Genomic DNA, 12,181 nt, shown 5'->3' on the forward strand with positions numbered 1-12,181 from the left:
CTTCAACATCAAAGAAACCAGACTGCTTCATATCGCCATTCCCTCAATCAACGCAGAAGAAATAGAATCATACAGAAGACCTCAAAACCAGGGGGTTTTTAGAACCCTCCATCTGCCCAGCCGTCTCCTGAACGAACGCGGCCTACCCGTTTCTATGGAAGCGTCACGCTGGATACTCTTCGAACAGTGAAGAATGTCGAGACGATACTCACATCGGTCGTTGCTGAATTACAGCGTGCGCCTGGCGTGCGTGTTACACTGACGCTGGATGTTGAAGCCGAGAGCGATGATGGTTTTGATGCTGAAGATGTCAGTGTCGTTCGTGACAATGCCACACAACTTAAATTCAGATCGTCAGGGTTTGAGTAAGGTGCGATGGAATCGTCGGACGTAAATAATCCAAAGGTTTCTCTGTTAATGAGAGAGGATACTGCCGTGCGATTGTCCGAGGTATCCTGCTGCACCGGCCACATAGCATTCAGGCGACGGATGCGGGCATCCGGTCAGTTTCCTATTGCTGGTCCTGATACCTCCCCAGGATGGACCGTTCACTCCCTGTAGTGCGGCAAAACCGCTGCCCCATCGCTAATGAGCCTGTCTGATCAACCTATCGGCTCGTCCCGGGCTGTAACTCCGCTCTGATAGGCGTGATGCAGGCCGAAAATGGATCGGAATTCAATGTGGTCCAGAAATTCAAAGAACTTCGGTATGTCAGTAAGAGTGTTTCTGATTTCTCGGAGTCTCCTGAATTTTCTTCTCGCAGCCTGTATCGCTTCTTCCAGCAAGGGTCGCCTGCCCAGCAGACCTCCGATAAACAGGCGCTCTTTCAGGATCTTTCGGCTGCGAGTTCGGGTTCTTGCTTCTGCGCGCCGTGACGCATTTTCATAAGCCAGTTCCGACGCCCGATACGCCATCGCAATTTCCGGATTGTCCCAGCCAGAATCCGGAGTGCGCGGCATTTCGGGCTGCGCGCCTCGCCGGTTTTGCGAGGCTAAGTGCGATTGGTAGTACAGGAAATCCCGCACTTCGGCCTCGCGGCGAATGATGTGAATAGTAAGAGCTGTATTATAAAGATTCTTATTATCTTCGTGATGACTACTACCAGATAGCGAAAGCGTCTTGCCGGTTGAGTCCGCCGCAAGGCATGGTATCGACCGCCAGTATTTCCTAACCGTGCGCTCGCTGACCCCGGTTTTTTCCGCCAGCGCCGTCTGTGTGATCTTCTTCCCTGCTGGCCACACGCGGACGGTGTCGACGAGCAGCTTACGCATACGTTGGGATCTGCGTCGTGCACTTTCTCGTCCTGCTGCCGCTTGCCTCTCCCGGCCCGGGATGCTGTTGCGTGCAGCCTGCGCAGCCTGTCGCTCACGGTAGGCGTGAATACGCTCGCACATTGTCAGAACGTTGAAACGTTTCAGGGGAACGGCGAAGCGGCTGTTCACCCGACAGGCAAACTTCTGGATCACATCGAGGGACGCTTCACCCCGGAAACGCAGACGCACAATATCAAAGAGAAGCCTGTTTCGCTCAGGAACCGACAGGTCCTCGTCAAGATGTTCATCAGAGATCGTCTGTTTTGCAAGAAGATTCAATAATGTGCAATTGAGAAGATGCAGATCGACAGGAGCAGCTCCAGGAGTTGTCTCAACATATGCTCCCCAGGGCGCTGGGATGAGCGTTTCAGGTGGCTGAGGTGTGGCTCCTAAAAATTTTCCTATCAGGCTTTCTGCGAGGTCTGCATAACGCTGCGGTGCCTTTCTGGCTCTTCTCCCTAAAATTACGGGATCCTTCAGCCACAGGACCGCAAAATCCTGTCCGGTAATCTGATCCCTCAAGATCCATGGACGGATCTCGATTGGGAGTAAGGCGATCTGCGTCTCCTCCCAGCCCGGGTTGAGAAGCCAGATCAGGATATTGCGCGCTTGCCGTGTATTCGCACACAGATAGTTCTGATGAACTGCAACAGGAAGCGGAACGCGGTTAACCTGCTCGCTGGATGCGCTACGTGTCTCCGTCCAACGCGGAAATCGAAGCAACAGCGTTTCAGCGATGATGCGTTGAGCCGGTTCAAAATTTCCGATTTCTGAAAGAGCTTCCTGTAATATCCGAGGCGTGTCCCTGTGCCAGTGCGGGAGCACGTCCAGAGGAATACTGTTTAGATGGCTCATAGTTTTGCAGACGCTCATGACTGAAGTTCACTCTTTCCGAGGTCGGCACTACGGCGTGTCATCAGTTAAGGGCTGAGCGTGTGCTGGCTTTTCAGGAAAACAAAAGACAGATCATGCGTCCGGCAATAGCCAGGGCGAGCAGAATACCGGCCTGTACGTAAACAGAGGCCGGCATGACCACGATCTGGCCTGTCGCTCGCGGACGACCTCTTTTACGCTTTGCCAGGACGATGTTCTGGTCAGGTGCAGCAGAGTTATCCATGCCATGTCCCATGTTGGGTACACGGGGATCACACTGAACTCGCGACGTCAAAAATGCGTCCAGATCCTGCTTGCGAAAGCGAAGTCGTCGACCGATCGCAATAAAGACGGCCGGCCCCTGACCACGCGAGCGCATCGTACGGAACCCATCATACGATATTCGCAGGTAGTCCGCCGCCTCTCTCGAAGTCATGACCTCGCAGGCGCTGCTGTTCTTCCTGTGATCCACGCCCATCCTCACTGCTTCCCTGTGCCGCATTCAGGATAGTCGGAAGTATCCAGTAAAATTCAATGCGAAACCGATGGAAGTAATTTCGCTTTCGTTCCGAATATTATTTTTGTGGGGCATTTCCGGTTTCTGGCCAGAGAGATTTTCCGCAGCAGCAAGAACGATAACAAAATATTTCAAAGTGGGTTTTGTCAGGCTCACATACGTATCCTGTGGCCCGGATCTACCTGGCCGCGCTTTCACCGCTGTCATAAATGAAGCCAAGCACACGAGCGCGCTCTTCCGCATTCTCCGCAAGGGTCGTGAGCACGGGCTGGTAGTAGCGATCCAGACTTTTAAGATCGCGGTGCCCGGTCACGCGGCATAAATCGAGCGGATTTGGAAACAGACGGGCCAGTCGCGAGGTTGCCTCGTGCCTTAAGTCGTGGAAGGTCAGGTCGTGAAGACCGGCCCGTTTCACCATCCGGCCATAGCGGACCGAAAAAGCGCGTTCGTCGCCGACATCGAAAATCAGATCATCGGGTGGTGGCAGAGCGTCGAACGAAGCGAGTTTCTCACGAAGCAGAGCCCGCGCGCCGGGCATCAGGGGCCGGATTTCAGGGCCTCGCTCTTCCGCGAGATGGATGGTTTTGGTGTGCGACAGACGGATGGTTCTTGCTGCGAGGTCGACGTCACACCAGCGCAAGGAGGTGGCTTCGCTCAGGCGGGTTGCCTGCTCGATGGACCATCTGACAAGCCATACATCATCAGGATGGGTGTCTGATCTCACGGCGTCCAGCAGACGCTCATACTCTCCGGAAGACTCGTGCTCTCCCGGCGAGACGCTCCCTGCGGAACAGGCTGCCTCTTCCAGCCTGCGATTGCGCTTTCGGTCTGCCCCCGCCGGTCGCTTGATCAGGCGCCCTGAAGCTGGATTTTGCGGCAGTGGTACGTCCCATTCGCTCATGGCGTGCTGCAGAATGGATGCAAGCAAATTGAGTCTCTTCACAACGGTCGCGGGGGCCAGATCTTTCGCCTGCCTGTCCCGGAAACCTCTGACAGCCGGGATCGTCAGGCGGGAGAGCTTCAGGTCAGCGATCGTGTCGCGGAGCAGAGCCGGAATATGACCAGTGCGATCGCGCTCGCGATGAGCCATGCACTCATCGCGATATCTTTCGATCAGCGCTCGCAGCATGATTCCGTCGAGGGTACGGACATCGATATTGCGGCCCTCGCGGACCTTGACCGAGGTCTCTTCAAGCCACGCGCGGGCGAGACGGGCTGTATCGAATGTTCTGACGATCCGCTCGCCGTTGACCAGTTTGCGTGCCCGATACTGCTTTGGACCCCGGCAACTCACACCATCGGGCAGCGGACGTCCCGTGGCGGGATCGTTGGCATTCTCGGCGGATTTTGTGCGGGCCATGAGACGAACTCCGAAAAGGGGGCGGAATCGTCATTGGTCCAGAATTGGTCCAAAATCACTACTTAATTTTTGGATGGGATAGGGCGATTTACCCGTAAGCCACTGATAACATCGCCAAATAAAATTGGCGTCCCATAGGGGATTCGAACCCCTGTTGCCGCCGTGAGAGGGCGGTGTCCTAGGCCTCTAGACGAATGGGACGGCGGACGAGCGGGCTTTTACGGGAAGTGGTGACGCAGCACAAGCGGTTATTAAAAATATTTGTGTTTCGCGGGTCGCCGCTTACTGCGGGAGTGCGAGTTTGCCGGTGATATGTCCGGCAGCGGTGTCCCACAGGACGATCCTGTCCGGTCCGCCGCCTGTAAGGCGTACAGCGAGTATCGGACCGGTCTGCCAGGCGATTTGTCCGATTGTCGTGCCGGCCGGTTCCTCAAGAGTGATCGTCTTTTCTGCCGAAGGATGGGATGATACAGCCGGTGATGAAGCGGCCGGATGTGACATTCTGTGCATGATGACGGCAAGAAGAGCGACCGTTCCGACGATGATCAGGATGCCCATACCGATGATGGCTGCCAGAAGTCCACGCCGCGCGAAAGTGCTTTGCTCCATGCCGTCATCTTACCTTCTGTTTAACGTGTCCGGCTGTAGATGACGTCCGTGACGGACACAACCTGCGGCGTGCGCACTCTGCTTGTAAGCGAGGAACTGGCAGGACAGCGAACCGATCGCCTGCTGGCTCTGTGTTTTCCTGATCTGTCACGTTCCCGCATCAAAGGGCTGATCGAGGCAGGACATGTGACCCGCGATGGCGCTGTCTTTCGCGAGCCGGCGGACCCGGCCCGTGCAGGTGTTACGCTTGTTGTTGATGTGCCTGCGCCGGCTCCGGCAACCCCGGTGGGCGAGATTATTCCGTTCAGCATTCTGTATGAAGACAGTGATCTGATTGTTCTCGATAAACCAGCAGGTCTTGTTGTTCATCCGGCGCCGGGTAACGAGACGGGTACTCTCGTCAACGCGCTGATTGCGCATTGCGGCGACAGTCTTGTCGGAATCGGAGGCGAGAAGCGGCCCGGAATTGTGCATCGGCTCGATAAGGACACCTCAGGTGTGATGGTCGTGGCCAAGACAGAGAAAGCCCATCATGCTCTGTCAGAAGATTTCGCAGCCCGGCGCATCGACCGGTCCTATCTGGCGTTATGCTGGGGTGTGCCGATCCCGGCCAGAGGAGAGTATGAGGGTAATATCGGGCGCGACCGGCGTGACCGGAAGCGCATGGCGATTGTCGGCCACGGCGGGAAAGAGGCTCTGACCCGCTATTCCGTTCTGCGTCCGTTCGGGGGATATGCAGCGCTCGTGGAATGCCGGCTGGCAACAGGGCGCACGCATCAGATCCGTGTGCATTTTTCAGCTAACGGACATCCTCTGATCGGCGACCCGGTTTATCTTCGCCGGATCCCTGCCGTTGCGCGGAAATGTCCGTCCGAAACACGTGATGCAGCGCTCGATTTTCCGCGTCAGGCCCTGCATGCGGCACGCCTGGGATTCACGCATCCCCGCACCGGCGAGGCTTTGCTGTTTGAGACGCCGCCACCCGAGGATTTTCAGACCCTTGAATTACAGCTGGGCAGCGATTAGATACATAATCTTTTGTTAATCTTGACTTTCGGGGCAGATTATTCTAGCAATTGTACATCTTTTCGACGCGCCCGGAGGGCCGCCGGAATGGATGTCCCGGGTTCTTCTCGCCGCTTTCGGGAGAGCGATCCGGGGACAGTGAAGTCCACTCCCAGCGTCGCCCGATATGCAGGCCGATGCCCGACGTTCAGATGAAGCCGGGATATCGATAAAGCCAGTGATCGGGATGAAGGAGAATCCCCATGGCCTCATCGGTTCTCACACTCGGTCCTGAAACCAGCCTTTCGCGCTATCTTCAGGAAATCCGCAAATATCCTCTTCTGTCCGCCGAGGAAGAAACGGCTCTGTCCCGCCGCTGGCGTGATGACGGGGACGTCAAGGCGGCTCATAAGCTTGTCACCTCACATCTTCGTCTCGTTGCGAAAATCGCGATGGGTTATCGTGGCTATGGCCTTCCTGTGAATGAGCTGATCAGTGAAGGCAATGTCGGGATGATGCAGGCGGTTCGCCGCTTTGATCCTGAGCGCGGCTTTCGGCTCGCCACCTACGCGATGTGGTGGATCAGAGCGGCTATTCAGGAATATATCCTGCATAGCTGGTCTCTCGTAAAAATTGGCACGACGTCAGCGCAGAAAAAGCTGTTCTTCAACCTTCGTCGTCTCAAAGGGCAGATGAAAGCCATTGATGACGGTGACCTTGCGCCTGAACAGGTAAATCAGATTGCCACGGCGCTTGGAGTGCCGGAGCAGGATGTCGTCAACATGAACCGTCGTCTTGCCGCGGCGGACCACAGCCTGAATGCGCCGCTGCGCAGTGATGGCGAGGGGGAATGGCAGGACTGGCTGGTTGATGATGCCGAGAATCAGGAATCGGCGCTTGGTGAGCATGAGGAATTCTCGGATCGCAAGGCGCTTCTGACGAGCGCTCTGGAATCCCTGAATGACCGCGAGCGTCATATCTTCGAGGAGCGTCGTCTGAAGGATGATCCGGTCACGCTTGAAGAGCTCGCGCAGCATTATGGTATCTCGCGTGAACGCGTGCGTCAGATCGAGACCCGGGCTTTTGAAAAGGTCCAGGCACATATGAAAGCCGATATCGACGCCCGGCGTGGTGCTGAGCAGTAATATCAGGATTTTCTTTGCGGCCTCCCGAACGCGGGAACGGCAATCGTGGAAGGCCGCAAAGACCTGCCAGACATCTGAAGACTCTGCATAAACTCTCCTTTTGCCGCTGATAAAACCTGTCTCTGAAAGAAAGGGCGGCTTATTTATTTTCTGATTCTGACTGCGGATGCAGGAGACCGTTCCGGAGACGGGCGGATTGATCCGCCTGATTCCAGAAAGTTATGGACATTTTTCGTTCCGGTACCGTGACGCCGGATGGAGGCATTTTCTTCCGGTGCGATGACATGTCGTTACGTAGTCAGGACGTAATACTGATCTGTAAAGACGGCAGACCGTCTATGGAAGCGACGAGGCTGTCGCCTGGACCGATCTTTCCAACGGCGCGCGGTGTGCCTGTATAGATCAGGTCTCCTGCGGCAACTTCGAAGGCTGTCGACAGGTGGGCGATGATTTCAGCCGGACTCCAGATCATATCGTCGAGTTGTCCGTCGGCCGCAGTGGTGCCGTTGACTTCAAGATGAATACGGCCGGTTTTCATGTGTCCGGTCTGTGCCACCGGGACGATGGTCCCGCAGGGTGCGGCATTGTCAAATGACTTCCCGGCTTCCCAGGGGTGGCGTTTTTCCTGCGCCTGATTCTGCAGGTCCCGGCGTGTCATATCCAGTCCGACCGCATATCCGTAGATATGAGCCGGAGCATCGGCGACCGGGATGTTCATGCCACCGGATTTCATTGCCAGGACGAGCTCGATTTCATGCTCGTAATCATGAGTCAGTGTCGGGTAGGGGATGGCAGAACCATTCTGCACCAGCATGTCGCGTGCCTTCTGAAAGAAGAACGGCGGTTCGCGGATATCGTGATTGAGTTCCTTTATATGCGCCAGATAATTCCGGCCGACGCAGTAAATCCTGCGGACAGGAAACACGGCGTTCTGGCCGGCAACAGGCAGGACAGGAACGGGAAGCGGGGGAATGACCATGCGTGGCGGAGTGGCTGCTGCGCTGAGGCGGGTCGAACTTAACGCGAGACTGGCCAGCCCGGCCACACTGAGACCGGACGAGAGGAAAGCACGGCGTGCGTTCATGATACAATCCTTCAGGCTGTTTCCGTCATCTGACCGGTGACGTGTGCCTGCTTTTTGTTGTTTGTTCTGAACAGGCTATGCAGCAACAGGAAGATTTATCAATTAAATTACGTTTCGGTTTATCTGCACTTCTCTGTGAGAAGAATGGTGTCGTGCGTAAAGTAATCAGCCAAACTCATGGCAGTACTCTCGTCTGTTTCTATATTTTAGACATAAGACGCGCTACAGAATCCGGTGCCTGGGTTCGATGAGACGAAGAAGTTTCTGGAAAATCTTTTGTTCTGATGTAACCGGATATCAGAATGCGTAGGCCAGACCTGTATGAAGCGTTACGTAATGCGTCCGGTTATCAGCCTGCAGTCTGATATCATCATGAGAGTGCCGACTATAGGTCAGACGGCCAAAAGCATCATATCTGTACTGAACGCCGGCTACAAAATGCAGAGCGCTCGAAATACGATAATCGAAGTCAAGAGCAGCATCCCATTCTGATCTTGTACTTTCACGAAGGTTTCCATACAGAGCGTGACTGTGAAGGCGGGCACCGATGATTTCGGCCCACCCAAGCCGCCCGCGGATAACAAATGAGTCTGTGGCGGCATAATCAAGATGGATCAGAATGCCGGCCAGGGCGTTGCCGGAAGATCCGGCTACAGACACGATGTCATCGGAAAGAACAACGTCTCTGTTCCATGTCCGGTAGCCTGCCTGTACGGAAGGCGTGATCATGAAAAGGTTACTCACCATCAGGCCTTTACCGATTTCGCCTCTGGTATCGGTTGTCAGACGGTTTCCTGTGGTTTTCCCTCTGTCTCCGTCATCGAAGTAAGGCAGGTAATATTTGCCGCGCAGGCGTGTGTCGCCATCTCCGAGAGAGAAATGCACTGCGAGCAGGATATTACTTACCTCTTCCAGATCGAACATTGTCGAGGCATCCAGCTGGAAGCCAGGCACCCAGGCCGTTTCGTGACCATGCGCGGAAATATATTGATTGTCAGGAAGATGGGCACGAAGATCACTCCAGCCGCCGGTCATGGAAAATGCGATTTCACGATTGACCTGCACGACAGCGGGAGCAGGTCGTTCTGCCAGGTAAGGGGCTGCTGACTGATGAAGGCCGTAGGCGTTGCTGTCATCGCCCCGTACGCGTGGTTTTCGGGGGCGTGGTTCAAACGGGCGGACGGGCGTGCTGAAGGTCGAGGATGTGTCAGTCACGACCGGTGCATTATCGGCCGGGTTCATACCGATGGTCATCAGCATGCGGGCGAGAGTCTGATGGCGCAGTTCGGATTCCCGCCGGCTGTCGAGATATTCTGTCGTATGCGACGGGGCGAACTGCGCATGCGCTCTGGTGCCGACGGTCAGGGCGGAGAAAGAAAGACCGAGACACAGAATCGTTTTGCGCACGCACGCCTCATCGGGTCGGAAACAGACTGGTCCGTTTCTCCCTAAGGGGCAGTGGTTAAAGATAACCTGGCAGAAGGTTCTGTGCCGGGTGATTTAAAGGCTTTGAGTCCAGGCAGTTCGTTTTTCAGGGCTCTGCCCTGAGACCCGCCAAAGGCCGGCGACCTTTGGAAACCGGTTTGTTGTTAAGAAATCTTTTCTGGCCTCTGAGCCTGATCTGATCTGCAGGATGCTGTCTCTGGCAGGAAATTTCATTAAACAAACCGGGATCAAAGGGACCGCGTCCCTTTGTGGGGTGCGGGGCAAAGTCCCTAAAAGCCACACGTCGGAAACTCAGCTCGCCTGCCACCCGTCTCTTTTCAGCACGACACCCGCCAGGTAGAGGCTCCCGCAGATCAGCACACGGGCCGGCTGTCCGTCTGTGCGCGGGAGCGCGTCCAGAGCGGCATCGAGGGTCGGGCCGGGAAGGACTTTCCCCTGTCCCGCATCCACGATGGACCCGACGGGCTGGGCCAGGTGCTGGTCGGGCTCGGCGACAGCATAAATGCTGGTTGCGCGGGAGAGAAGCGGAGCGAGGAAGCCGGTAGCGTCCTTCGTCTGCTTCATGCCGACGATGACATGAACGGGACGGTCCGACCAGGAATCCAGTACGGGCGCCAGAGCTTCGCCGGCACCGGGGTTATGGCCGCCGTCGAGCCAGAGTTCCCAGTCGGACGGGAGGCGACCGGCGAGTGTGCCATGCAGGCGCTGGAGACGGGCTGGCCAGGTGGTGTGGGCGATGCCGCCCCATGCGGTATCGGGCAGGGACAGACCACTGGCGCGGAGAGCCGCGATGGCCAGGGCGGCATTATCGTCCTGGTGCGGGCCGGTAAGGGCCGGCGCCGGAAGGCGCAGCGTGCCGGCTGCATCGGTAAAGCTGAGGCCCGGCGCTGGCTGGTCAGCATGTCCTGCTGTCCAGTCCCGGTCCCGGCGCAGCAGAGGCGCGCCTTTGCGGGCGGCTTCCTCTTCCAGCACCTGTATGACGACCGGCTCCTGGCGGCCTGTGACGACGGGCACACCGGGTTTGATGATACCGGCTTTTTCTCCGGCGATGGCGGTCAGTGTCGAACCAAGGAAAGCCTCGTGGTCCATCGAAATAGCGGTGATGGCGCAGGCAGCGGGGTTCGGGATGACGTTGGTGGCGTCGAAGCGACCGCCAAGGCCGACCTCGATGATCGCGAGCTGCGCCGGATGGCGCGCGAACAGCAGAAATCCGGCGGCGGTGAGAACCTCGAACACGGTGATCGGCGCGCCGTCATTGATGCGCTCGATTTCTTCCAGCGTGGCGATCAGTTCGTCTTCGCTGACCAGCTTTCCGGCGATGCGAAAGCGTTCCGTGACATCGACAAGATGAGGGGAGGACATGACATGGACACGCCAGCCGGCGGCCTCGCCGATGGCCCGAAGGTTGGCGCAGGTGCTGCCTTTGCCGTTGGTGCCGGCGACATGGATGACAGGCGGGAGCTTCCGCTCCGGGTGGCCAAGCCGGGCCAGCAGGGCTTCAAGACGGCCCAGAGAGAGGTCGATCAGCGCCGGGTAAAGTTTGTTCAGCCGCTCAAGCACCGTGCCGGTGCGGCCGGTGAATTCGGCGCTCAGTTTCGGGGCTGGTTTTGCTTCGCCGGTCGCCGGAGTCTGAAGCGCGGGGTCGGTCATGGGCGGCTCTCTGGCGGGCAGCTTCTGGGAGAAAGTGAAAGAAAAGTCCGGGGCTCTGCCCCGAACCCCGGCAAAGGTCACAGACCTTTGCAAACCAGTTTATTAGCAGACCGGGGTGAAGGGGTCTGCGACCCCTTCCGGGTCCGGGCAGAGCCCGGAGGCTCCCATGCCTCAGTTCACTGGCAGCGGCGTTTCCGAGCCGGGCTCTTCCGGGTCTGGCAGCGTGCTGGTGAACACATCGCCCGGAGGCGCGGCGGTCAGCAATCCGACCAGACGCCCCAGGGTTGCGCGCAGATTTTTCCGCTCCACGACCATATCGAGCATGCCATGTTCCAGCAGATATTCAGAGCGCTGGAAGCCCTCCGGCAGTTTTTCGCGGACGGTGTCTTCAATCACGCGCGGACCGGCGAAGCCGATCAGGGCTTTCGGCTCGGCGATCTGCACGTCGCCCAGCATGGCGAAAGAGGCGCTGACGCCGCCGGTTGTCGGATCGGTCAGCACGACGATATAGGGAAGGCCGGCCTCTTTGAGCATCTCGACCGCAACAGTGGTGCGCGGCATCTGCATCAGGCTCATGACGCCTTCCTGCATGCGGGCGCCACCGGAAGCCGTGAAGACGATCAGCGGCGAACGCTGCAGAATGGCAAGCCGCGCGGCGGCGATGAAGCCCTCGCCAAAGGCCGTGCCCATGGTGCCGCTCATGAACTCGTAGGCCATGACGGCGACAACCGCCGGATAACCCATGATCTTTCCATGTGCGACAGCGATGGAATCATCGAGCTGCGTTTTGGCGCGGGCGTCCTTCAGGCGATCGGCGTAACGCTTGTGATCGCGGAAGCCGAGCGGGTCACTGGCGACTTTCGGCAGTTCGATCCGGGTGTAGCTGTCGGCGTCGAACGTCCATTTCAGACGCTCGGCGACAGGCACCTTCATATGGAAGCCGCAATGCGGGCAGACGTTCAGGGTCCGCTCCAGTTCCTTGACCAGCACCATCTGGTGACAGGACGGGCAGTTGGTCCAGAGGTTGTCCGGCACCTCGCGCTTGAGCAGGCCGCGGATTTTGGGCCGGACATATTCGGTAAGCCAGCTCATGCCTGAACTCCATAACCAGAGCGTGATGGCCGGAGGACAGGCCTGCGGCACGGGATCACGCGACAGAACAACAGATGCCCGGCTCAT

Annotated in this window: 13 protein-coding genes and 1 tRNA gene; 4 read left to right on the plus strand and 10 right to left on the minus strand. The window is 57.4% G+C overall.

Annotated features, from left to right (window positions below):
* Nucleotides 1-190 (plus strand): hypothetical protein (locus GOB93_RS21270; protein ID WP_206752621.1); only part of this gene is annotated, 190 nt, incomplete at its 5' end.
* Entirely contained in the window at nt 187-369 is a 183-nt protein-coding gene (locus tag GOB93_RS18430) for a hypothetical protein (protein ID WP_242010907.1), read from the plus strand. The genes GOB93_RS21270 and GOB93_RS18430, both read left to right, overlap by 4 nt.
* Nucleotides 370-602: 233 nt before the next feature.
* Here GOB93_RS18430 and GOB93_RS18435 read toward each other — a convergent pair whose 3' ends face one another.
* From GOB93_RS18435 to GOB93_RS18460, 6 genes are all read right to left on the minus strand, one after another.
* Nucleotides 603-2,168, minus strand: a complete 1,566-nt coding sequence (locus GOB93_RS18435) for a hypothetical protein (protein ID WP_173584905.1) — start codon at nt 2,166-2,168, stop codon at nt 603-605.
* 91 nt (nt 2,169-2,259) lie between these two features.
* Nucleotides 2,260-2,664 (minus strand): helix-turn-helix domain-containing protein, encoded by a 405-nt coding sequence (locus tag GOB93_RS18440; RefSeq protein WP_173584906.1) that lies wholly within the window; start codon nt 2,662-2,664, stop codon nt 2,260-2,262.
* A 24-nt stretch (nt 2,665-2,688) separates the two neighbouring features.
* Nucleotides 2,689-2,859, minus strand: coding sequence for a hypothetical protein (locus GOB93_RS18445; protein ID WP_173584907.1), 171 nt, complete (start codon nt 2,857-2,859; stop codon nt 2,689-2,691).
* Nucleotides 2,860-2,881: 22 nt separating this feature from the next.
* The gene (locus GOB93_RS18450) at nt 2,882-4,063 is read right to left on the minus strand and encodes a site-specific integrase (RefSeq protein WP_173584908.1); all 1,182 of its coding nucleotides are present in this window, start codon (nt 4,061-4,063) and stop codon (nt 2,882-2,884) included.
* A gap of 125 nt (nt 4,064-4,188) precedes the next feature.
* Nucleotides 4,189-4,264, minus strand: a tRNA-Glu gene (locus GOB93_RS18455).
* A gap of 81 nt (nt 4,265-4,345) precedes the next feature.
* On the minus strand, nt 4,346-4,672 hold the full coding sequence (locus tag GOB93_RS18460) for a hypothetical protein (RefSeq protein WP_173584909.1): 327 nt from the start codon (nt 4,670-4,672) through the stop codon (nt 4,346-4,348).
* 39 nt (nt 4,673-4,711) lie between these two features.
* On the opposite strand from GOB93_RS18460, the gene GOB93_RS18465 reads away from it, so the two are divergent.
* Both GOB93_RS18465 and rpoH read left to right on the plus strand, forming a co-directional pair.
* The gene (locus tag GOB93_RS18465; protein ID WP_173584910.1) at nt 4,712-5,698 is read left to right on the plus strand and encodes an RluA family pseudouridine synthase; all 987 of its coding nucleotides are present in this window, start codon (nt 4,712-4,714) and stop codon (nt 5,696-5,698) included.
* A 242-nt stretch (nt 5,699-5,940) separates the two neighbouring features.
* On the plus strand, nt 5,941-6,822 hold the full coding sequence (rpoH, locus tag GOB93_RS18470) for an RNA polymerase sigma factor RpoH (RefSeq protein WP_173584911.1): 882 nt from the start codon (nt 5,941-5,943) through the stop codon (nt 6,820-6,822).
* 298 nt (nt 6,823-7,120) lie between these two features.
* On the opposite strand, the gene GOB93_RS18475 is transcribed toward rpoH, so the two are convergent.
* The 4 genes from GOB93_RS18475 to accD all read right to left on the minus strand — a co-directional run bounded on the left by GOB93_RS18475 (nt 7,121) and on the right by accD (nt 12,094).
* Nucleotides 7,121-7,906 (minus strand): fumarylacetoacetate hydrolase family protein, encoded by a 786-nt coding sequence (locus tag GOB93_RS18475; protein ID WP_173584912.1) that lies wholly within the window; start codon nt 7,904-7,906, stop codon nt 7,121-7,123.
* Between the two features lie 297 nt (nt 7,907-8,203).
* The gene (locus tag GOB93_RS18480; RefSeq protein ID WP_173584913.1) at nt 8,204-9,313 is read right to left on the minus strand and encodes a hypothetical protein; all 1,110 of its coding nucleotides are present in this window, start codon (nt 9,311-9,313) and stop codon (nt 8,204-8,206) included.
* Nucleotides 9,314-9,643: 330 nt separating this feature from the next.
* Nucleotides 9,644-11,002 carry a bifunctional folylpolyglutamate synthase/dihydrofolate synthase gene (locus GOB93_RS18485; protein WP_173584914.1) on the minus strand — a complete coding sequence of 453 codons (1,359 nt, stop codon included), beginning with the start codon at nt 11,000-11,002 and terminating at the stop codon, nt 9,644-9,646.
* Nucleotides 11,003-11,173: 171 nt separating this feature from the next.
* Nucleotides 11,174-12,094 (minus strand): acetyl-CoA carboxylase, carboxyltransferase subunit beta, encoded by a 921-nt coding sequence (accD, locus tag GOB93_RS18490; protein WP_173584927.1) that lies wholly within the window; start codon nt 12,092-12,094, stop codon nt 11,174-11,176.
* Nucleotides 12,095-12,181: the final 87 nt, after the last annotated feature.

This window comes from Acetobacter musti (genome assembly GCF_011516835.1).
Lineage (GTDB): Bacteria > Pseudomonadota > Alphaproteobacteria > Acetobacterales > Acetobacteraceae > Acetobacter > Acetobacter musti.

Coding starts and splice junctions, on each gene's coding strand:
- accD (WP_173584927.1), bottom strand. CDS start 12,094: ATGAGCTGGCTTACCGAATATGTCCGGCCCAAAATCCGCGGCCTGCTC.
- GOB93_RS18435 (WP_173584905.1), bottom strand. CDS start 2,168: ATGAGCCATCTAAACAGTATTCCTCTGGACGTGCTCCCGCACTGGCAC.
- GOB93_RS18465 (WP_173584910.1), top strand. CDS start 4,712: ATGACGTCCGTGACGGACACAACCTGCGGCGTGCGCACTCTGCTTGTA.
- GOB93_RS18460 (WP_173584909.1), bottom strand. CDS start 4,672: ATGGAGCAAAGCACTTTCGCGCGGCGTGGACTTCTGGCAGCCATCATC.
- GOB93_RS18475 (WP_173584912.1), bottom strand. CDS start 7,906: ATGAACGCACGCCGTGCTTTCCTCTCGTCCGGTCTCAGTGTGGCCGGG.
- GOB93_RS18440 (WP_173584906.1), bottom strand. CDS start 2,664: ATGGGCGTGGATCACAGGAAGAACAGCAGCGCCTGCGAGGTCATGACT.
- GOB93_RS18485 (WP_173584914.1), bottom strand. CDS start 11,002: ATGACCGACCCCGCGCTTCAGACTCCGGCGACCGGCGAAGCAAAACCA.
- rpoH (WP_173584911.1), top strand. CDS start 5,941: ATGGCCTCATCGGTTCTCACACTCGGTCCTGAAACCAGCCTTTCGCGC.
- GOB93_RS18450 (WP_173584908.1), bottom strand. CDS start 4,063: ATGGCCCGCACAAAATCCGCCGAGAATGCCAACGATCCCGCCACGGGA.